This is a genomic window from Rhizobium sp. RU33A, from assembly GCF_900156055.1.
GTDB lineage: Bacteria > Pseudomonadota > Alphaproteobacteria > Rhizobiales > Rhizobiaceae > Allorhizobium.
Genome location: NZ_FTMQ01000002.1, coordinates 29613 through 50880, shown reverse-complemented (window position 1 = coordinate 50880; position 21268 = coordinate 29613). Strand labels below are relative to the sequence as shown.

Here is a 21268-nt window from a genome sequence, read left to right as displayed (position 1 = left end):
GGCCCCTCAACTGCCCCAGACAACCGCCTCTTCGTGCCGCTTGATCAGATGTTTCAGATTGTCGAAACCGGAGCGGATGAAGGCCGAAAACTGCTCGACCGCGGGAGAGCGGGGCGCATCCACTCTTCTGAGGATCGCCAGCGCACGCTCGGGATGCGGAATGTTGATCGGCAGGGCCGTGATCGTCTTTTCCTTGCGCTGAGCAAAGACAACGCTGTGCGGCATGACAGTCAGCGCATCTGCCGCTTTCAGATAGTTGACGACGCTCGCCAGCGACCCGCCGGAATAACGGATGCGGATCTCGGTCGCGCCGAATGAGAGCAGCAGGGCTCGAAGGTCTGCCAGCAGCGGGCTGCCCGGCGGCGGCGCCACCCAGGCATAATCGAGAAGATGGGCCGGCTGCAGGCGGCGTTTCAGGAGCAGCGGATGCGTGACCCGGCAGGCAATGACATTGCGGCCAGGCAGGATCTGCTGGAAAGCGAGCCCCGAGCCTTCGTCGAGAATGTCGATGGGGCAGATGGCAAGATCGATCTGATCCGCCTTCAGCGCCGCGCGAAGATCCGGGAAATAGCCATAGGACTGGTCGATCCGCACATCTGGATGCGTCGCCTGAAACTCCGCACACATGCCGGCAATCAGGGAATCTATAAAGAACGGACTGCCGCCCACCCGGACGACGCCGCTTTTGCCGACGCGAAAGCTCTCCATCAGGTCGGAGGCCTTGCGGGAGGCCGCGAGCATCGCAAGGCCATGTTCGGCAAGCGCAATCCCGAGTGGGGTCGGCTGCAACGGGCGCCGTCCCCGGATGAAGAGCGGTTCGCCGATCCTCTTCTCCAGCATCGACAAAGTGCGCGACACAGCCGGCTGCGCGAGCCCCAGCAGGGCTGCGCCTTCGGTGACGCCGCCCGTCTTCACCACGGCAGCCAGCTGGATCAGGTGTCGCTCGTCGAACTTCATAACGGATTGTTATATTGCGTCCCAAACAAATCATCAATCCTGCATGCGAGCCCTGCTAGTTTCCTCTCGACCAGCAATGCGGATTTGGGAGGAGATGCATGTCGCGGGCCGCAGACCTCATCACCTTCAATGAAGCGACCTCTGCCGAGGCTTTCACGAGCCGCTTCGGCACGACCGATGACGCTACCGCGCGCCTGCTCTCTGCCGTGGTCTGTCATGTCCACGATCTCGTCAAGGAATTCCGCCCGACACCGGAGCAATGGCGCAGGGTTCTCGACTTCCTGACCGAAGTGGGCCATGCCTCGGACGAACGCCGTCAGGAATGGGTGCTGTTTTCGGATCTCGTCGGCGCTTCGGCGCTTGTGGAAGAGATCAATTCCCGCCGCCCCGCTGGCGCCACGCCGAATACGATCCGCGGCCCGTTCTTCCGGACCGACACGCCTGAGCGCGCGCTCGGCAGCTCGATTTCCCTCGATGGCATCGGTGAGCCGCTTAAAGTCGAAGGCCGCGTCGAAGATCTCGATGGCCTGCCGATCCCGGCCGCCGAGATCATCACTTGGCAGGCCAATGCCGAGGGTTACTACGAAAACCAGCAGCCTGACCTGCAACCGGAATTCAACCTGAGAGGCCTGTTCCGCGCCGATCAGGACGGACGCTTTCACTACCGTACAGTCAGGCCCGCAGGTTATGGCGTACCCGGAGATGGTCCGGTTGGGCGGCTACTTGCCCAGGCAGGTTATCCTTTGCATCGCCCGGCACATCTGCATTTCGTCCTGCGCGCTCCGGGCTTCGAGACGATTACCACGCATATCTATGACGAAGGCGATCCACGGCTCGGGGAAGACGCCTTGTTCGGCGTGCGTCCGGAACTCATTCGACCCTTCGAAACCGATGGTCGTTCAGGCACAAAGGTCAGCGTAAAGTTCGTCATGATCCGCGCGCGACCGGGGAAGAGCAAATGAAGAACTTTACCTATACCGGGAGCCCGGCCCGTATCGTTTTTGGCTCCGGTCGTAGCGCGGATGTTGGGGCATCGGTGGAGGCACTCGGCTGCAGGCGCGCCCTTGTGCTCGCAACGCCGCATCAAAGGGCTGATGCCGAAGCTCTCTCCGATAGGCTTGGCGCCTTCTCTGTCGGCGTCTTCGCTGGTGCCGTCATGCACACGCCTGTCGAGGTGACGGAGACAGCCCTGAAAGTTGTCAAGGATACCGAAGCCGACTGCGTCGTCTCGCTCGGCGGTGGCTCGACCACCGGTCTCGGCAAGGCGATTGCCTATCGCACCGATCTTCCGCAGGTCGTCATCCCCACCACCTATGCGGGCTCCGAAGTCACACCGATCCTCGGCCAGACCGAAGGCGGTCGCAAGACGACGGTCCGGAACGCGAGCATCCTGCCGGAAGTCGTCATCTATGATCCGGATCTTACCCTTGGCCTTCCCGTCGGCATGAGCGTCACAAGTGGCCTGAACGCCATGGCCCATGCCGTCGAGGGCCTCTACGCCCAGGATCGCAACCCGGTCTCGACGCTAATGGCACTCGACGGATTACGCGCCTTCAGGGATAGCCTTCCGGTTCTGGTGAAGAGCACCGAAGACACCGATGCGCGGGCGGAAGCGCTGTACGGCGCCTGGCTCTGCGGCACGGTGCTCGGCACCGTCGGCATGGCGCTGCACCATAAGATCTGCCACACGCTGGGCGGCTCTTTCGACACGCCACATGCCGAGACCCATGCAGTCATGCTGCCCCATACGGCCGCTTTCAATGCCGAGGCCGCCGAACAAGAGCTCAAGGCAGCCGCCGAACTCTTCGGCGGCTCGATCGGGGGCGGTCTCTGGGACTTTGCCAAGTCGATCGGCGCGCCGTTATCGCTCAAGGATTTCGGGCTTGTTGAAGCCGATCTCGACCGCGCCGCCGATATCGCGGTCGAAAACCCCTACTGGAACCCGCGCCCGATCGACCGCACGTCGATTCGCACACTTCTGCAAAAAGCCTGGGAGGGCGTCAGGCCCGACTGACCGAGACGACATCTCGCGCTTGGCGCACTCTTTGGGAGGAGAGACGATGATGGGAGGAAATATGTTCACGAGACGCAAATTCCTGCAGACCACGGCAGCCGGCGGCGCCGTGCTGGCAACGTCGGGCCTTGCGGCGCCAGCGATTGCGCAGTCAGCGGCGGTCAAGCTCGGGTATGTCAGCCCGCAGACCGGACCGCTCGCGGGCTTTGGTGAGGCCGACAAATTCGTCATCGACAGCTTCCTCGCCACGACGAAGAAGATGGGCCTGAACTACGAGGTGATCGTCAAGGACAGCCAGTCCAACCCGAACCGTGCAGCTGAAGTCGCCAAGGAGCTGATCGTCGACGACGAGATCAACCTGATGCTTGTCTCCTCGACGCCGGAAACCACCAATCCGGTCTCGACGACCTGCGAAGCCGAGCAGATCCCCTGCCTGTCGACGGTTGCCCCCTGGCAGCCGTGGTTCATCGGCCAGCAGGGCAATCCCGGCGACCCCGCCAGCTGGAAGCCGTTCAACTACGCCTACCACTTCTTCTGGGGCCTGGAGGACATCATTGCCGTCTTCACCGGTATGTGGGGCCAGATCGAAACCAACAAGAAGGTGGCTGGCCTCTTCCCCAACGACGGCGACGGCAATGCCTGGGGTGACAAGGTCGTCGGCTTCCCGCCAGTCCTCGAAAAGCTCGGCTATGGCCTGACCGACACCGGCCGCTATCAGAACCTGACGGATGATTTCTCCGCCCAGATCAATGCCTTCAAGCAGGCAGAGACCGAGATCCTGACCGGCGTGATGATCCCGCCTGACCTCACCACCTTCTGGAACCAGGCCAAGCAGCAGGGCCTGAAGCCGAAGATCGCTTCGATCGGCAAGGCACTGCTTTTCCCACAGACGGTGGAAGCCCTTGGTGATGCCGGCCACAACCTCTCGACCGAAGTTTGGTGGACGCCATCGCATCCGTTCAAGTCGTCCTTGACCGGCGAGACCGCTGCCGATGTGGCCGCCGCCTTTACCACGGCGACGGGCCGTCCGTGGACACAGCCGATCGGCTTTGCCCATGCGCTCTTCGAGCTCGCCGTCGACGTGATGAAGCGCGCGGAAGACGTGACGGATGGCGATGCCGTGGCCAAGGCGATCGGCGAGACCAAGCTCGACACGCTGGTCGGCCCCATCGCCTGGAACAACGCCAACCTGCCGCCCTTCGCCCAGAAAAACATCGCCAAGACCCCGCTCGTCGGCGGCCAATGGCGGCTGAAATCCGGTGGTGGTTATGACCTCGTTGTCGTCGAAAACGGTCAGGCCCCGAGCATCCCGTTGGGCGGCAAAATGGAAGCGCTGAGCTGAACCCTGTGAAGCATGTGGCTACGGTGTCCCGTCCTTGTCGGGGTGCCGTAAGCCTGACGGAGGAGTGTCCATGCCGATCCTGGAATTGAATGGTGTGTCGATGTCATTCGGGGCCCTCGTGGTCGCCGAAAACATCGGCTTTTCCGTCGAAGCAGGCGAGGCGCTTGGCGTCATCGGACCGAATGGCGCCGGCAAGTCGACGCTGTTCAACCTGATCACCGGCAACCTCTCCGTCGCCAAAGGTACTGTTCATTTCGATGGTCGAGACGTGACCAATGTCCCGCCGATGCAGCGCTGCTTTGCAGGCATGGGCCGCACCTTCCAGATCCCTCAGCCCTTCGAGCGGCTGACCGTATACGAGAACCTGCTAGTCGCCGGCGCCTTCGGAAGCGAAAGCAGCGAAGCCGAGGTCTCCGATTTCTGCGCCGAAATCCTCGTCGAAACCGGCCTCATCGCCAAGGCCAACCGCCCGGCGGGCAGCCTGACGCTGCTCGAGCGCAAGCGCCTGGAACTGGCCCGGGCGCTCGCCACCAGGCCCAAGCTTCTCCTGCTCGACGAGATCGCCGGCGGTCTGACCGAAGGCGAGTGCCGGCAATTGGTCGCGACGATCAAACGCGTCCACCAGCGCGGCATGACGATCATCTGGATCGAGCATGTGCTGCACGCGCTGAACGCGGTGGCGGAAAACATCCTGGTCCTCAACTTCGGGCGGATGATCGGCCACGGCGATCCGCAGACCATCATGAATTCGCGCGAGGTGCGCGAAATCTATCTGGGCATGGAGGTCTAAGTGATGAGCCTCATCGAAACGAAGAACCTCACCGCCTTCTACGGCGATTTCCAGGCCCTGTTCGGCGTTAACATCGTCCTCAATCCGGGCGAGACGATCGCGGTCATCGGCGCAAACGGCGCCGGCAAGTCGACGCTGATGCGCTCGATAGCAGGCGTGCTGCGCAATGAGCCAGCGGCCGTCCTTCATCGTGGCCAGCCGATCGGCGCGCTCGCCGCACCCGATGTCATGGCCCGCGGCATCGCGCTCGTTCCCGAAGGTCGTCGACTGTTCCCCTCGCTCACGGTCGAGGAAAATCTTCTCGTCGGTCGCCATGGCCGAAAGGTGGACGGTCCCTGGTCGCTGGAAACGATCTACGAACTTTTCCCGATCCTAAAGGAGCGGCGCCGCAATCCTTCGACGGCACTCTCTGGCGGCCAGCAGCAGATGGTCGCAATCGGCCGGGCGCTGATGTCCAATCCGGAAGTGCTGCTCTGCGACGAGCTCAGCCTCGGCCTCGCCCCCGTCGTCATCAAGGACATCTACGCCGCCTTCCCGCGCATCCGGGAAACGGGTGCGGCCATCGTGATCGTCGAGCAGGACATCGCCCAGGCGCTGAAGGTCGCAGACCGCGTCTATTGCATGATGGAAGGCCGGGTCACGCTCGAAGGGCGCCCGGCAGAGCTCGACCGCGCCGATATCCACGCGGCCTATTTCGGAGCGGAAACCCATGAACTGGCTTGATACCATTCTCCAGGGCATTCTGCTCGGCGGCCTCTATGCCCTCTTCGCCGCCGGCCTGTCGCTCGTCTTCGGCATCATGCGCCTGGTCAATCTCGCCCATGGCGACCTGATCGTATTTTCAGCCTTTCTGATCCTACTGCTGGTCTCCACGATTGGGCTCAACCCCTTCGTCGCCGCCCTGATCGCCGGCCCGTTGATGTTCGGGATCGGCTACCTTTTGCAATATCACCTGCTCAACCGGACGCTCGGCAAGGACATACTACCGCCGCTGCTCGTCACCTTCGGCCTGTCGATCGTCATCCAGAACGGACTGCTCGAAGCCTTCACCGCCGACAGCCAGCGCATCCCGGCAGGCACGCTGGAACAGGCGTCTCTTTCGCTCGGCGGCATCAATGCTGGCGTGATGCCGCTCCTGACCTTTGCCTCCGCGATCCTGGTCATCGTCGGCCTGAACCAGCTGATCTACAAGACGGCCCTCGGCCGCGCCTTCCGCGCCACCTCCGACGATGTGGTGACGGCCGGCCTGATGGGCATCCGTCCGAACCGGATCTTCGCCATCGCAACAGGCCTTGCCATGGTGATCGTCACGATCGCCGCGCTTTATCTCGGCACCCGCGCCAATTTCGATCCGACCGCCGGGCCTGCGCGTCTGATCTATGCCTTCGAAGCCGTCATCATCGGCGGCCTCGGCTCGCTCTGGGGCACGCTGGCCGGCGGCATTATCTTAGGCGTCGCCCAAACGCTGGGAGCCGCCATAAATCCCGAATGGCAGATCCTCTCGGGCCATATCGCCTTCCTGCTCGTCCTGCTGTTCCGTCCGCGGGGCCTCTTCCCCCGCGCTGTCGATTGAGGTGACGATGAACGCCAACAGAGAAACCCTGTCGAACGTCATGCGACAGACGCCATCCTGGCGGGTCGAAACCCGCACTCGCCTCTCCACGCTGTTTTCAATCGCAGCCATCCTCTTCGTGCTGCTGCTCGCGGCAGCCCCCTTCGTCGTCTCGCGCGGCGTGGTGCAGGACCTGTTCTTCATCCTCACCATGCTGGCGCTCGCCCAGAGCTGGAACCTGCTGGCGGGTTATGCGGGGCTGATCTCCGTCGGCCAGCAACTTTTCGTCGGCTGCGGCGCCTATGCCCTCTTCGGCTTCGTCATCCTTCTCGGTGTCGATCCGATCCTGGCCATCCCGCTTGCCGGCCTCTTCGCCGTCCTCGTCTCAATCCCGACAGCCTTCTTCGCCTTCCGCCTCTATGGCCCCTATTTCGCCATCGGCACCTGGGTCATTGCCGAGGTCGGCCGCCTGGTCTTTGCCCAGTGGAAGGCGCTCGGCGGCGGCACAGGCACCTCACTTCCGCGCGACGCGACGCGCGAAATGTTCGGCGTTTCGTACCTCGAAGATTGGTTCGGCATGCGGACCGCCGCTGCCGCTGACGCCATTGCCTTCTGGCTGGCGCTGGTCGTCCTCGTTTTGACCATCTGGTTCGTCTACCGCCTGCTGCGCTCCAAGCAGGGGCTCGGCCTTGCCGCCGTGCGCGACAACGAGACGGCCGCCCGGGCACTTGGGGTGGACGCCCAGAAGCTGAAGCTCGTGATCTACCTCTCCACCGCCTTCATCACCGGCGTCGTCGGAGCACTCATCTATTTGCAGAAGGCCCGCATCTCACCAGACGCCGCCTTCTCGCTCACCGACTGGACGGCCTATGTGATCTTTATCGTCGTGATCGGCGGTATCGGCACCATCGAGGGCCCGATCCTCGGCGTGCTCATCTTCTTCCTGATGCAGAATGCGCTCTCAAGCTACGGGTCCTGGTACCTGCTGCTGCTTGGCGCACTCGCCATCGTCACCATGCTTTTTGCGCCGCGCGGGATCTGGGGCCTGATCACCGACCGTACCGGCATCGAACTCTTTCCGGTCCGCCGCACCTTGAGGGGTGGATCGCTTGAACAAACGACAAAGGGAGGGCCACATGGCTGACATCACAACCGACGTCCTGATCATCGGCACCGGGCCGGCCGGCTCGGCAACGGCCGCATTGCTTGCAAGCTACGGCCTCGAGCCCATGGTCATCAACCGCTACCGCTGGCTCGCCAACACGCCGCGCGCGCACATCACCAACCAGCGCACGATGGAGGTTCTGCGCGATCTCGGCCGCGACGTGGAGGACGAGGCCTATATGTTCGCGACCGAGCAGGACCTGATGGGGCAGAATGTGTTCTGCACTGCGGTCGCCGGCGAAGAGATTGGCCGCATGCAGAGCTGGGGTAACCATCCGCTTTCGCGCGCCGAACATCTCCTGTCCTCGCCCGGCCGGATGAACGACCTGCCGCAGACCTATATGGAGCCGCTGCTCTTCAAGACCGCCTGTTCGCGCGGTGCGCAGTCACGCATGTCGACGGAATATGTGAGCCACGTGCAGGATGCAGACGGCGTCACCACGACCTGCCGCGACAGGCTGACGGGCAAGGACATCACTATCCGGTCGAAGTTCCTGGTCGGCGCCGACGGCGGCAACTCCAAAGTTGCCGAGCATGCAGGCCTCTCCTTCGAGGGCAAGATGGGCGTTGCCGGCTCGATGAACATCCTCTTCGAGTGCGATCTCTCGCGCTACGTCGCCCACCGCCCCTCTGTGCTCTACTGGGTGCTGCAGCCGGGTGCCGACGTCGGCGGCATCGGCATGGGCCTCGTCCGCATGGTCCGCCCATGGAACGAGTGGCTGATCGTCTGGGGCTACGACATCAACCAGCCGGCACCGGCAGTTGACGATGCCTTCGCCACCAAGGTCGTGCGCGATCTCGTCGGCGTTCAGGACCTGCAGCCAAAGATCAAGTCGGTCTCCACCTGGACCGTCAACAACATGTACGCGACATCAATGTCGAACGGCCGCGTCTTCTGCATGGGCGACGCCACACATCGCCATCCGCCGTCGAACGGTCTTGGCTCCAACACCTCCATCCAGGATGCCTTCAACCTCGCCTGGAAGCTCGCCGCCGTCATCCGCGGCCAGGCCGGCATGGGCCTGCTAGACAGCTATCAGGCCGAGCGCGCGCCGGTCGCCAAGCAGATCGTCACGCGCGCCAACAAGTCGATTGAGGAATTCGGTCCGATCTTCAAGGCGCTCGGCATGCTCGACTCCGTCGACCCTGTGAAGATGCAGGAAAACATGGACGCCCGCTGCGACAACACGGCGGATGCTGAAAAGCAGCGAGAGGCGATCCGCCAAGCGATTGCCCACAAGGTCTATGAATTCGACGCCCATGGCGTGGAGATGAACCAGCGCTACAAGTCGGGCGCCATCGTCACCGATGACCAGCCGGAACCGGCCTTCGAGAAGGATGCCGAGCTGCATCACCAGCCCACAAGCTGGCCCGGCGCACGCCTGCCGCATGTCTGGCTGTTCGGCCCGGAAGGCGAAAAGGTCTCGAGTCTCGACCTGACTGGCCATGGCGTCTTCACCGTTCTGACCGGTATCGGCGGCGATGGATGGGTGGCGGCCGCAAAGTCCCTGTCCAAGGAATTCGGCCTCCCGATCACGGTCCACAAGATCGGTCCTCGCCAGACCTGGCAGGACTTTTCCGGCGATTGGGCTCGCGCCCGCGAAATCCGCGATTCCGGCGTGCTTCTTGTCCGCCCGGACCACCACGTCGCCTGGCGCGCGGGAGCAGCCGTCAAAGACCCCGAAGGCGAGCTGCGGCGCGTCCTGAAAACCATTCTGGACCGGTGAGGAGCAATCATGGAAGCGCATGAAAAGGGCTACTTCACTGAGGAGACCTCTGTGGAGGTCGTGACCGGCCGCAACGCCAATGCCAAGGACGAGCGGCTGAGACAGGTCATGGAGGTCATCACCCGCAAGCTGCATGAGGCGGTCAAGGAACTGGAGCCGACCCAGGACGAGTGGATGGAGGCGATCCTCTTCCTCACCCGCACCGGCCAGATGTGCAACGAATGGCGGCAGGAATACATCCTCTTGTCAGACGTGCTCGGTGTCTCGATGCTGGTCGATGCGGTCAACAACCGCAAACCCTCGGGCGCCTCGGAAAGCACGGTGCTCGGCCCCTTCCATGTGGCGGACGCGCCGGAACTGCCGATGGGTGCGAACATCTGCCTCGATTCGAAGGGCGAGGACATGGTGATCGAGGGCAGCATCCTCGACACCGAGGGCAAGCCGATTGCCAATGCCGTGATCGATGTCTGGCAGGCAAATGACGAGGGCTTCTACGATGTGCAGCAGAAGGGCATCCAGCCCGATTTCAACCTGCGCGGTGTCTTCCGCACCGGGCCGGACGGGCATTACTGGTTCCGTGCGGTAAAGCCGAAATTCTATCCGATCCCCGACGACGGACCGGTCGGCCAGCTGCTCGGCAAGCTCGGCCGTCATCCCTACCGCCCGGCCCATCTGCACTACATCATCAAGGCCGAGGGCTACGAGACGCTAGTCACCCACATATTCGATCCGGATGATCAATACATCCACTCGGATGCCGTCTTCGGCGTCAAGGAAAGCTTGTTGGCGAAATTCGAGCGCCGCAGGGATACGCAGCGTGCCGCCGAATACGGTTTCAGCGAGGAATTCTGGGAAGTGAAGCACGACTTCGTGCTGGTGCAAAAGAACCAAGCCTGACTGCGGCTCAATCGAGCCCTTGGACCCGCAGCTCAGCTCCGGGTCGCATCTTCTTTTCCGCACAGCTGGCGGGCCCATCCGTATGGAATGCGCCCGTCAGCTTCTTTTTGCGCCAGATTTCGCGCTACTGGCGAAACAGATCCTGCTCCACGCCCGCCTTCTCGAACAGATAGTCGCGGCTCGCCTCCAGCTCCCGCCGCAGCTTCGCGATATCGTGGCCGATCAGGCTTCCCTGCCACTTCTTGACCTGCCCCGCACAGAAAACCGTCGAGACATTGCTGCGCTCCATCAGCGTGACTACGGCACCCGGCACATGGTTCAAGGGCGCCACATTGAGCGCGGTTGCATCGAGCAGAATGATATCGGCATCCTTGCCGGGCGTGAGGCTTCCCGTCTTGTGCTCCAGCTTCAGGCCCCGCGCGCCTTCGATGGTCGCGAACCGGATCACGTCCATGGCCGAGAGCAGCTTGGGATAGTCGTCGCCGCGCAGCGCCTTCTCGTTGGCGATCATCCGCTGGAGGGTGATCGTCGAGCGCATCTGCGTGAACATGTCTGCGGTCATCGTGCATTCGACGTCGGTGGAAAGCGATGGCTGCAGACCGAGGTCGAGTGCTTTCTGAAGCGGCGGTTCACCGTGACGCATCTGCATCTCGATCGGCACGGAGAGCGAAATATGCGCGCCAGCATCTGCTGCCCGCTGCCAGGCCATGTCGCTCATGCCGGTCATATGGATGAAGATATTGTCCGGGCCGAACTTGCCGGCCATGGCCAGGCCGTCGAAGGTCGGCTGCATGCCGAAGGTTCCGACAACATGGAGCGCGATCGGCAGACCGAGCTCGCGACCCGTCGCCCACGCCTCTTCATGGAAAGGCAGGTAGATCTCCCCGCCCATCACCATTGTCAGCAATTGATCATCGCTGGAGAAATGTTCGGCCCTGATCCGGCGAGCGTCGCCCGGATACTTGGCAAGATCGCCCCAGCCTTCGAAATAGCCGAAGACGGCGCGGCGGCCGGCATCCCTGAGGGCAGCTATCGCGGAATCCGAATGCTCCGGCGAGTGATGGATCTGGCTCACGTCCATCACGGTCGTCACACCGGCATCGATCTGGGAAATGCCGCCGAAGAGTTCGGAGATGTAGACATCCTCCGGGCGATAGAGGACCGAAAACTTCTGCAGCATCCACTCATAATAATTGGCGGTGCTTTCCGGACGCCCGTCATTCACCAGAATGGCATCGGACAAGAGACTGCGCAGAGCGGTCTCGAACTGATGGTGATGGGTGTCGATGAAACCCGGCATGACGATCATGCCGCTGGCATCGATGACCGCCGCATCCGCAGAGTCCAGGTGGGGGCCGACGGCGAGGATCTTCTCCCCCTCGATCAACACATCGCCGATGGTGTAATTGCCGACGGACGGATCCATGGACAGGACGGCGCCGCCCTTGATCAAGGTCTTGCGAGCGGGCTGGCCCAGCCCAGCCGGCAGCGGCTGCGTCGCGCTGGAGCGACCAAGCTGCGGAACGGATCCACCGCCGGAATCTGCAGGGGATCTCAGTCTTACGTCGCAGAATTTACACATGCCCACCTCCCATTTTTCGCAATACGAAATTTAGTTCGCGTCTTAATTGGGGCGCGCAAAGTCTGCGCAGGCCCTTCGGCTCCCTTATCCGTTCAGTGCTGCCGATAGCGCTGGCGTTCGGGCCGCAGCCGCGCTGATCCGGCCGGCAGCAACCCGAAGATCACCCAGCCGATCCGTCACCATCTGTTCCGGGCTGACAAGCCCCGAATAGCCGGAGGAATTGACCGCTGCCGTGACCCTGCCTTCTGCATTGCGGATCGGCACCGCGAGAGCCGTGATACCGTAGTCGAGCTGATCGACAGTCGTCGCATATCCGCGCTCCCCGGCTTCGTCGATCAGCGCACGCAGGGCATTCTTGTCAGTGACGGTGCGTGAAGTGAGCGCCTTCGGCTCCACCCTCGCGAAGTAGCGCTCGCGCTCGGTCTTCGGCAGGCCCGCCAACAAAACGCGCCCCAGCGAGGTTGCGTGAGCGGGATAGCGCGCGCCGACCACGGCCGTCGCCCTTCTCGCGCGCTGGGTGGAATGGTGCGCGATATAGATGACGTCGTGCCCATCGAGCATGGCGATGGAGGCCGCGTCACCATGGGTTTCGACGATCTGCCTAAGTTCCGGCAACAGGATCTCATCGATGCGGGCGGCAAAGTAGAAGCCGGAGCCGAGCGTCATAACCTTTGGCTTCAGGAAAAACCGCTTTCCGACCGAGCCGACGTAACCGAGCGCCGACAGCGTGATCAGACTTCGGCGGGCAGCAGCCGGTGAAAGACCGACGCGCCGCGCGATCTCGCTCAGGGTCATGTCGGGATGCGCTGCATCGAAACATTCGATGACGGCGATCCCCTTTGCCAGCGCTTCAACGAACTCCGCCGATCGCTTCGGATCCTCAACCATGTCCACCCTGTCCAGCAAAGTTCAGCCCTCGGGCGCAAGCACGAAATCGAACCTGCACTTCGCGTCCGGACGCTTCTCGAGGGCAAACGGGAATTCCTCGGATTTCTTGACAGGTTCCAGTTTGGCGATCAACGATTTTCGCACTCCGAAAACCGCATCATTGTCGATGTATTCCGTATTCTCGAAGAACAGTTCCGTCGTGATCGCCCGCATTTTTTCGGCACGTATGATGAAGTGCAGATGCGCTGCCCGCCAGGCATGCCGGTTGCCGGCACGAAGCAGCCGTCCGACCGGACCGTCATAAGGCACGGTATAGGGCTTCGGCAGGACCGTGGTGTAGTAGTAGCGGCCTTCGCCGTCCGCAGTGATCTTGCCACGCAAGTCGTATTTGTCCTGCCCATGCTCCTGGATCGGATAGGTGCCGCTGCCATCCGCCTGCCAGGTATCGACGATCGCGCCCGGAAGCGGATTGCCAAGAGAGTCACGCACGATGCCATGCACCAGCAGCGTTGTGCCGTCACGCCCCCGGGCGAGATCGCCGCCCAATTCGAGTTCCGGTGCATCATCGAGGTAGAATGGGCCGAGATTGGATCCTTCCGTCGCCCCACCGCGGGTGTTGATCATGTCGACCAGGGCGGACAGGCCCACGACGTCGGACAGCAGAATGAACTCGTGCCGTTCCGGGGTGGAGATCTTCCCGCAATCATAGAGGAACATCAGCATGCCCATCCACTCGTCATGGGTCATGTTCACTTCACGCGTATAATCGTGGAGGTGATCGATGAACGTCTCCAGCAGGAACTTGAACCGACTGCCCTCCTCGGTCTGGAAACTTTCCTTCACCGCCTCGGTGATCGTGAACTGATTGATCTGAGCCATCGACATCCTCCACTCGACTGACCCGTCTCCCGCCGGGTTGACGCAAAGCTAGAACAGGCTCTATTATTCGGCAAGTGAATTTATTTTCGCTATGCGAAAAGGAACTCTGAATGAGAATCGGCAAGCAGGACCACGCTTTCACCGCGATCGCCACGTCGGATGCGACATCCATCACGGTCAGAGGCCATGACCTGTGTGATGACCTGATCGGCAAGATCGATTTCACCGATTATTTCTGGCTGCTGGTCTGCGGCAAACGACCGGACAAGCGACAGACCAAGGCCCTCAACGCCTGCCTGGTCGCAATTGCCGAGCATGGACTGGTTCCATCGGTACAGGCGGCCCGCATGACGCTTGCCGCAGCCCCGGAGGCCTGGCAGGGCGCCATGGCCGCAGGTCTTCTTGGCATGGGCACCGTCGTTGCCGGCTCATCGGAGGTCGCGGGACGATATCTCGCTGAACTGGTCGCCGCTGGCGGAAACGAGGCGGCGGTCCGAAACTCTCTTGATGCTTTCCTGAAAGAGCGGCGGAAAGTTCCGGGGCTTGGTCACCCCCAGCACGCAGGCGGAGATCCCCGCGCAGACCGTCTGCTGGCCGTAGCCGACGAACTGCAGATCTCCGGGCAGCACATCGCTACCTTGCGACTGCTGGGTAACCTCGCGCCCGGCATCATGAACCGGCCGTTGCCGATCAATGTCTCAGGCGCCATCCCCGCCGTGATGCTCGATGCGGGGTGGCCGATCGCGGCTCTCAAGGCGGTCCCCCTGATCGCCCGCGCCGCCGGCCTTGCCGCCCATCTCTATGAGGAAAGCGAACGCCCGATAGGCTTCATCCTGTCCCACCACGCGGATTTAGCCATTTCGTATGACGGAGAGACATCCGAATGAAGCCGCTTCAATCCATTCGGGTCATCGAGATGGGGACCTACATCACGGGGCCTGCCGCAGCGATGCAACTGGCAGACCTCGGTGCCGACGTCATCAAGGTCGAGCGCCCCGAAGAGGGCGATCCGTTCCGGGCCTTCAAGGGCGGGCTCTACTCGCCGCATTTCCAGACCTACAACCGCAACAAGCGGTCCATCGCCCTCGACACACGAAACCCCGAGGATCTCGAGGTCTTTCACGCCCTGATTTCTTCGGCAGACGTGTTTATTCAGAACTTCCGGCCGGGCGTCGCCGAGAAGCTCGGCGCGGGCGAAACCGACCTGAGAGCACTCAATCCGAGGCTGGTCTACTGCGCGATTTCAGGCTTCGGAACTTCGGGGCCGGCGCGCGACAGACCGGCCTACGACACTGTGGCACAGGCGGCCAGCGGCTTTCTGCGCCTCGTGACACCACCTGACCGCCCCCGTGTCATCGGCCCGGCTCTGGCCGATGCGGTGACGGGACACTATGCGGCAACCGGCATTCTCGCAGCACTGATCGAGCGCGGAAAGACCGGCAAAGGCCGCAGACTGGACATCTCGATGCTGGAGGCCATGAGCCACTTCAATCTCGACAGCTTCACCCATTACTACAGCGCCGGAGAGGTCATGGGGCCCTTGTCGCGACCGGTGGTCAGCCAGTCCTACACCTTCGAATGCGCCGACCGGAAATGGATCGCGTTCCATCTCTCCTCGCCAAAGAAGTTCTGGGAAGGTTTGCTCGATGCGACCCAGCAGCGCCATCTGGCAGACGATCCCCGCTTCCGCGAGCGGCTGGATCGTATCCGGCATCAGGATGATCTGATCGACATTCTCGCTCCGGTATTTCGCAGCAAGCCGCGTGACGAATGGTGCGGTTTGCTGGAAACGAACGAAGTGCCCTATGCGCCGGCCTACGATAGCGACGAGGCGCTCGACGACCCACAGGCACGGCATCTGCAAATTGCCGTCACCGTTCCTAACGCCGAGATGGGAGACTTCACGACTGTCCGGCCGCCTTACAGCTTTGACGGCGAGCCGGAATTTGCCGTCTCGCCTCCCCCGCGACTGGACGAGCATGGGGCGGAAATCAGAGCCGAGGTCATGAAGGCGTCACACCGGGCTCGGTGAGACCTGTCGGAGCGTTGGGGTTGGGACGGAGGATGGACGACCAATCGAGCGGTCAGTCCTCGCTGCCCTGCAGCGGTATGATCTGGACACTCCCGTGGCGCACCGATCGCTCTGCGGTGATGTGGTCGGAAAAATGCTGTACCTCGTTCATCGACCCCTTCAGAATGCCGACTTCGAGGCAATTCTCGGTATCGAGATGCACATGCAGACTCGCGATCGTCAGGTCGTGATGATGATGGAAGCTGTTCGTCAGCCGCCTTGCCAGGTCGCGGGCCGCGTGATCGTAGACATAGCTCAGCACGCCGATGCAGGGTTCATCACCCTTCGAATTTCGGGTGGCTTCCTTCAGACCCGTTCTCACGAGATCACGGATCGCCTCCGACCGGTTCTGATCCCCGCGTGTCTCAATCAGCGCATCGAGCTCCTGCATTAGGTCGTCATCGAGGGTGATTGTCACACGCTGCATATCAAACTCCGATCGTATGATGTTTTGATATAGACATCATACTTTCCCAGGATTATGGTCCGGTTGTTTCGTGGATGCGCCCGGCATCGTCTGATTGGGTATAGGGGAATTTTAATGACCAAGGCAATTCTGCGGGTTGCAGTTTCGACTGCTTTCGCTGCCGCCGTCTTGTCAGGCACCGCCCTTGCCGCGCCGAAATCGCAACTGGTGCTCGCCATCGGCGGCGAACCCGAAGGCGGCTACGACCCTCTGACGGGCTGGGGACGTTATGGTCATCCCCTTTTTCAATCGACCCTCCTGACACGCGATGCCGATTTGAAGACCCGTCCCGATCTGGCGACGGAATGTTCGCTCTCCGATGATCGGCTCACATGGACCATCAAGCTCAGGCCGGACACAAAATTCTCCGATGGTTCGCCGCTCACCGCCGAAGACGTCGCCTTCACCTTCAACGAGGCGGCCAAGATCGGTAGCGCCGCTGACTTGACCGCGCTCGCGGCCGCCCGCGTCATTGACGACCAGACCATCGAGATCAAGCTGAAGAAGCCCTGGATCACCTTCACCGAGAACTTCTATGCGCTGGGGATCGTACCCTCGGACGGCTATGGCGAGGGCTACGCCCGAAATCCGATCGGATCTGGTCCCTACAAGCTTGTTTCCTGGACCGAAGGCCAGCAGCTCATCGTCGAGAAGAACCCGAACTATTATGGCGAGACCGGGCCATTCGAGCGGATCACCTTCCTGTTTACCGAAGAAGATACGAGTCTCGCAGCAGCACAAGCCGGACAGGTGGACATGGTCTCCGTGCCGGCAACGGCCGCCGATGCGCCGCCACAGGGCTTCAGGCAGATCGTTACCCGGTCCGTAGACAACAGAGGCATCGTCTTCCCTATGGTGAAAGACGAGGGCAAGGCCGTCGGCGAGGGCAAGAAACTCGGCAATGATGTTACCGCCGACCCTGCCATCCGCCGTGCCGTCAATCTCGGGATCGATCGAAATCAGTTGGTAGACGTCGCCCTGCTCGGTCACGGAAGCCCGGCAGCGGGCCCGGCCGACGGGCTCGCCTGGTCCAATCCGGACGCAGCGGTGAGCTTCGATCTCGGGCAGGCCAAAACCGAGCTGGAGAACGCCGGCTGGACGCTCGGCAACGACGGCATCCGTGTGAAAGATGGGCTGCGGGCAGCCTTCCCGATCAACTACCCCGCTTCGGATTCCACCCGACGCATGCTGGCCGAAACCGTGTCGGCACAATTGCAGGGCATCGGCATCGAAGCGACAGCAACCGGCAAGAGCTGGGATGAAATCGACCGCATCATGCATTCCGAGCCGGTGATGTTTGGCTGGGGCAGCCATTCGCCGCTCGAGGTCTACAATCTCTACCAGTCGAGCCTTGGGGGCGTGGAATTCTTTAACGCCGGCTTCTATGCAAACCCCGCCGTCGACCGGCATCTTGCCGCAGCGCAGAGTGCGGAAAGCCTGGAAGCATCCTTCCCAGACTGGCGACAAGCCGAGTGGGACGGGACGACTGGGTTCGGTGCCAAGGGCGACGCCGCATGGGCTTGGCTCGTCAACCTCGATCACATCTACTACGTGAACGAATGCCTGGAGATTGGCGCCACCCAGATCGAACCGCATGGCCATGGATGGCCGATCACCGCGATGATCCAGAACTGGAAATGGACGTGTGAGTAAGGCGGGCCAATTGGGCTGGGTCGGGTTGATCGCCGCAAAGGCGCTCCGGCTTGTGCTCGTCCTCTTGACGGTCGCGATCATCGCCTTTGCGCTGATGAAGAATTCACCTGTCGATCCGATCAATGCTTATCTCGGGGCCGACATCGCGCGTGTCGGGCCCGAGCAACGCGCCCTGATTGCCGAAAAATGGGGGCTCGACCAGCCAGCGACCACGCAGTTCTTTCGCTGGGCGAAGAATCTGATGGCCGGCGACCTCGGTTATTCCATGACCTATAACGCGCCGGTCGCCGACGTCCTCGTCTCGAGGTTCAAGGCGTCGCTTCCCCTGATGGGGCTTGCCTGGCTGCTCTCCGGCGTGCTCGGCTTCGCCCTTGGCGTGATCGCCGGTGCCTTTACCGGCTCCTGGGCGGACAGGGTGATCCGGCTCTATTCCTATGTGCTGGCGTCGACGCCCACCTTCTGGCTGGCGATCATGCTGCTCGTCGTCTTTGCGGTCGGGCTCAACTGGGCGCCCGTCTGCTGTGCTGCCCCGATTGGCGTCCTGCCTGAGGACGTGACCTTGGCTGATCGCGCCCGACACCTTGCCCTGCCGCTGGTGGCGCTCAGCGTGCTCGGCATTGCCCAGATCGCGCTGCACACACGCGCCAAGATGATCGAGATTATGCAGTCCGATTATGCGCTCTATGCCAAGGCGCAAGGCGCCTCGCGCATGGACATTGCCTTGCGCCATGGCGCCCGCAATGCAGCCCTTCCGGCGGTTACGGTTCTCTTTGCCTCGCTTGGCGAGCTCTTCGGTGGCTCGGTTCTGGCCGAGCAGGTGTTTTCTTATCCCGGGCTCGGCAAGGCAACCGTGGAAGCGGGCATCCGGGGCGACGTGCCCCTGCTCCTTGCCATCACACTGGCGTTGACCTTTGTCGTCTTCCTCGGCAACTCGATTGCCGATCTCCTCTACCGGCTGGTCGATCCGCGCATGGCATCGGGAGCGCGCATCGCATGAGTGCAATCCTCGATCTCCCGCCCTCCGCCCCAGACCGCGCGCCAGACGGACACAGGATACGAACGCTCGCGGTCGCAACCGTAGCAGCGATCGCTTTAGCTGCCGTGCTCCTCTCTACCCATCTCTTCGGGCGCTACGGCATTGATGCCGATTTTTCGACGCGCCTGCTTGGGCCGTCGCTTAGCCATCCCGCCGGAACCGATCAGCTCGGGCGCGACATGTTTGCCAGGACACTGCATGGCCTGGCTTTAAGTTTCTGGGTCGGCCTGATTGCCGCGTCAGGGTCCGTCGTCATCGCCATGCTGCTGGCACTTGTCGCGACAACAGGCGGCCGCCTGGCCGATGAGGCCGTCTCCTTCCTGATCGATGCTGCGATGGGACTGCCGCATTTCGTGCTTTTGATCCTCATCTCCTTCGGCCTTGGCGGCGGCACAACGGCAGTGATCATTGCGGTTGCCGTCACCCATTGGCCGCGGCTCACCCGCATTCTGAGGGCAGAACTGCTGCAATTGCGCCAGGCCGAATTCGTCCAGGCCTCCCGGCACTTCGGCAAATCCTGGTTCTACATCGGGCGGCATCATTTTCTGCCGCATCTCGTTCCGCAGCTGCTCGTCGGCCTCGTACTTCTGTTCCCCCATGCCATCCTGCATGAGGCGGGCCTGACCTTCATCGGCTTCGGACTGGAACCGTCCAAACCCGCCATCGGCGTTCTGCTGTCGGATTCCATGCGCTATCTCTCCGCCGGCAAATGGTGGCTTGGGCTGTTTCCGGGGCTGGCATTGCTGCTCGTGGTCTTGAGTTTCGATGCCATCGGCAATGGGCTCCGGCTGTTGAACGATCCCCGGCAGGAGCAGACGTGATGCTGTCAGTTGAATCCCTCTCCATCGGCTTCCTGCGCTATGACGGCTTGATCCATCGCTGCGAAGTGCCGGCACTCGACGGCATCGACCTGAAGGTGGATCGCGGCGAGATCATAGCTCTGGTGGGCGCTTCCGGTGCTGGAAAGAGCCTGCTTGCCCATGCACTGTTTGGCATTCTGCCGGAAAATGCGGTGGTGCGCGGGAGCATATCTCTGAACGGGGAGCCGGTTGAAGCAGCGAATGGCGGCAAAGGCCCGCGCATGGCGCTGGTTCCGCAATCGCTCAGCCATCTCGATCCGCTGGCGCGCTGTGGCAAACAATTGCTGTGGGCCGCCCAACGCGGCGGCAAAACGAAAACGATGGCAGACCTCGTGACCACCCTTGAGAGCTTTGGCCTCGACGCCGAGGTCATGCGGCTTTATCCGCATCAGGTCTCGGGTGGCATGGCACGCCGCCTGCTTCTCGCCATCGCCACGATCGGGGAACCCGATCTGATCGTTGCCGACGAGCCGACAAGAGGGCTTGATCCTAACGCTGCGGACAACGTGCTTCGACATCTCCGCCGCCTCGCCGATCGCGGCAAGGCCGTGCTTCTGATCACCCATGATCTCGTCACCGCCGTCTCCCATGCCGACCGGGTCGCGATTCTGGAACAAGGCAGATTGCTCGGCATCGAGCCGGCCAACGCTTTTTCCGAGGATGGCAGACGCCTGACGCTGCCTTATGCAAGGGCGCTGTGGCTTGCCATGCCGGGAAACCAGTTCACGACCGCACCGCTTGAGTGGGAGGCCGCGCGTGCTTGAAGTGAGAGGTGTCGAGTTCGGTTTTGGCAAAGCACACCCCCTGCTTGAGGGCGTATCGCTGACGCTGAAGCAGGGCGAAATCCTCGGCCTCTCCGGCCCCTCCGGCACTGGCAAATCGACGCTCGGGCGCATCGTGGCGGGCTATCTGAAGCCGCAGAAGGGCGAGGTTCTCCTCGATGGCGCTGCCCCTGCCCCTGGCTATTGCGGGGTTCAACACATTCACCAGTCCTCGATCTTCGCCGTCAATCCGCGATGGCGGCTGGGCCGGATCATCTCGGAAGCCTGGCAGCCGGATGAGCAGACGCTGGATGCCATCGGCGTGTCGCAGGCCTGGTTTGATCGCTACCCGCATGAAATCTCGGGCGGCGAGCTGCAACGCGTGGTGCTTGCAAGGGCGCTTGGCCCCGACACCCGCTTCCTGGTCGCCGACGAAGTGTCCGCCATGCTCGACCCGATCACCCAGGTGGAAATCTGGTCCTTCCTGATGGACCGTTGCCGCCAAGGTCTCGGCATCCTTGCCATCAGCCATGATGCCGCCCTACTGAAGCGCGTGAGTTCACGGCAGCTCAGGCTCTGTACTGGTGGCTTGATCCCGCTGGCCGCTTGAGGGCCTCCGCAACTGGTTC

21 protein-coding genes are annotated in these 21268 nt (G+C 62.2%); 16 read left to right on the top strand and 5 right to left on the bottom strand.

Features of this window, described 5'->3' with window-relative positions:
• Positions 1-6 precede the first annotated feature (6 nt).
• Positions 7-957, bottom strand: coding sequence for a LysR family transcriptional regulator (locus tag BW978_RS06230; protein ID WP_076393350.1), 951 nt, complete (start codon positions 955-957; stop codon positions 7-9).
• A gap of 98 nt (positions 958-1055) precedes the next feature.
• Between BW978_RS06230 and BW978_RS06225 the strand changes: the two genes are divergently transcribed.
• From BW978_RS06225 to BW978_RS06185, 9 genes are all read left to right on the top strand, one after another.
• Complete coding sequence (locus BW978_RS06225; protein ID WP_076393349.1) at positions 1056-1919, top strand: dioxygenase family protein; 864 nt, start codon at positions 1056-1058, stop codon at positions 1917-1919.
• Positions 1916-2971, top strand: a complete 1056-nt coding sequence (locus BW978_RS06220) for a maleylacetate reductase (RefSeq protein WP_076393348.1) — start codon at positions 1916-1918, stop codon at positions 2969-2971. Before BW978_RS06225 ends, BW978_RS06220 begins: the two co-directional genes overlap by 4 nt.
• Positions 2972-3032: 61 nt before the next feature.
• Positions 3033-4313 carry an ABC transporter substrate-binding protein gene (locus BW978_RS06215; RefSeq protein ID WP_076393347.1) on the top strand — a complete coding sequence of 427 codons (1281 nt, stop codon included), beginning with the start codon at positions 3033-3035 and terminating at the stop codon, positions 4311-4313.
• Positions 4314-4383: 70 nt separating this feature from the next.
• Entirely contained in the window at positions 4384-5103 is a 720-nt protein-coding gene (locus BW978_RS06210) for an ABC transporter ATP-binding protein (RefSeq protein ID WP_076393345.1), read from the top strand.
• 3 nt (positions 5104-5106) lie between these two features.
• On the top strand, positions 5107-5826 hold the full coding sequence (locus tag BW978_RS06205; protein WP_076393343.1) for an ABC transporter ATP-binding protein: 720 nt from the start codon (positions 5107-5109) through the stop codon (positions 5824-5826).
• Complete coding sequence (locus BW978_RS06200; protein WP_076393341.1) at positions 5813-6676, top strand: branched-chain amino acid ABC transporter permease; 864 nt, start codon at positions 5813-5815, stop codon at positions 6674-6676. Before BW978_RS06205 ends, BW978_RS06200 begins: the two co-directional genes overlap by 14 nt.
• 7 nt (positions 6677-6683) lie before the next feature.
• The gene (locus tag BW978_RS06195; RefSeq protein ID WP_244551907.1) at positions 6684-7799 is read left to right on the top strand and encodes a branched-chain amino acid ABC transporter permease; all 1116 of its coding nucleotides are present in this window, start codon (positions 6684-6686) and stop codon (positions 7797-7799) included.
• Entirely contained in the window at positions 7792-9546 is a 1755-nt protein-coding gene (locus BW978_RS06190) for an FAD-dependent oxidoreductase (protein WP_076393339.1), read from the top strand. The genes BW978_RS06195 and BW978_RS06190 overlap by 8 nt, the downstream gene beginning before the upstream one ends.
• 9 nt (positions 9547-9555) lie before the next feature.
• Complete coding sequence (locus tag BW978_RS06185; protein WP_076393337.1) at positions 9556-10443, top strand: intradiol ring-cleavage dioxygenase; 888 nt, start codon at positions 9556-9558, stop codon at positions 10441-10443.
• Positions 10444-10567: 124 nt separating this feature from the next.
• Here BW978_RS06185 and BW978_RS06180 read toward each other — a convergent pair whose 3' ends face one another.
• From BW978_RS06180 to BW978_RS06170, 3 genes are all read right to left on the bottom strand, one after another.
• Positions 10568-12025, bottom strand: a complete 1458-nt coding sequence (locus tag BW978_RS06180) for an amidohydrolase family protein (protein ID WP_076393335.1) — start codon at positions 12023-12025, stop codon at positions 10568-10570.
• Between the two features lie 84 nt (positions 12026-12109).
• Entirely contained in the window at positions 12110-12913 is an 804-nt protein-coding gene (locus BW978_RS06175) for an IclR family transcriptional regulator domain-containing protein (protein WP_076393333.1), read from the bottom strand.
• A 21-nt stretch (positions 12914-12934) separates the two neighbouring features.
• Complete coding sequence (locus BW978_RS06170) at positions 12935-13792, bottom strand: dioxygenase family protein (RefSeq protein WP_076393331.1); 858 nt, start codon at positions 13790-13792, stop codon at positions 12935-12937.
• 110 nt (positions 13793-13902) lie between these two features.
• Between BW978_RS06170 and BW978_RS06165 the strand changes: the two genes are divergently transcribed.
• Positions 13903-14679 (top strand): citryl-CoA lyase, encoded by a 777-nt coding sequence (locus BW978_RS06165; RefSeq protein WP_076393329.1) that lies wholly within the window; start codon positions 13903-13905, stop codon positions 14677-14679.
• Positions 14676-15824 (top strand): CaiB/BaiF CoA transferase family protein, encoded by a 1149-nt coding sequence (locus tag BW978_RS06160; protein WP_076393327.1) that lies wholly within the window; start codon positions 14676-14678, stop codon positions 15822-15824. Before BW978_RS06165 ends, BW978_RS06160 begins: the two co-directional genes overlap by 4 nt.
• A 52-nt stretch (positions 15825-15876) precedes the next feature.
• On the opposite strand, the gene nikR is transcribed toward BW978_RS06160, so the two are convergent.
• Positions 15877-16290, bottom strand: coding sequence for a nickel-responsive transcriptional regulator NikR (nikR, locus tag BW978_RS06155; RefSeq protein WP_006724913.1), 414 nt, complete (start codon positions 16288-16290; stop codon positions 15877-15879).
• 114 nt (positions 16291-16404) lie between these two features.
• Here nikR and BW978_RS06150 point away from each other — a divergent pair, with 114 nt between their 5' ends.
• From BW978_RS06150 to BW978_RS06130, 5 genes are read left to right on the top strand one after another with little or no spacing between them, the layout of a single operon-like run.
• A complete protein-coding gene (locus BW978_RS06150) occupies positions 16405-17982 on the top strand; it encodes an ABC transporter substrate-binding protein (protein WP_076393325.1) in 1578 nt (525 codons plus the stop codon).
• On the top strand, positions 17975-18979 hold the full coding sequence (locus BW978_RS06145; RefSeq protein ID WP_244551906.1) for an ABC transporter permease: 1005 nt from the start codon (positions 17975-17977) through the stop codon (positions 18977-18979). The genes BW978_RS06150 and BW978_RS06145 overlap by 8 nt, the downstream gene beginning before the upstream one ends.
• Positions 18976-19839: an ABC transporter permease gene (locus BW978_RS06140; RefSeq protein ID WP_076393323.1), complete on the top strand. Its 864-nt coding sequence runs from the start codon at positions 18976-18978 to the stop codon at positions 19837-19839. The genes BW978_RS06145 and BW978_RS06140 overlap by 4 nt, the downstream gene beginning before the upstream one ends.
• Complete coding sequence (locus BW978_RS06135) at positions 19839-20642, top strand: ATP-binding cassette domain-containing protein (RefSeq protein ID WP_076393321.1); 804 nt, start codon at positions 19839-19841, stop codon at positions 20640-20642. Before BW978_RS06140 ends, BW978_RS06135 begins: the two co-directional genes overlap by 1 nt.
• A complete protein-coding gene (locus tag BW978_RS06130; RefSeq protein WP_076393319.1) occupies positions 20635-21249 on the top strand; it encodes an ABC transporter ATP-binding protein in 615 nt (204 codons plus the stop codon). The genes BW978_RS06135 and BW978_RS06130 overlap by 8 nt, the downstream gene beginning before the upstream one ends.
• Positions 21250-21268: the final 19 nt, after the last annotated feature.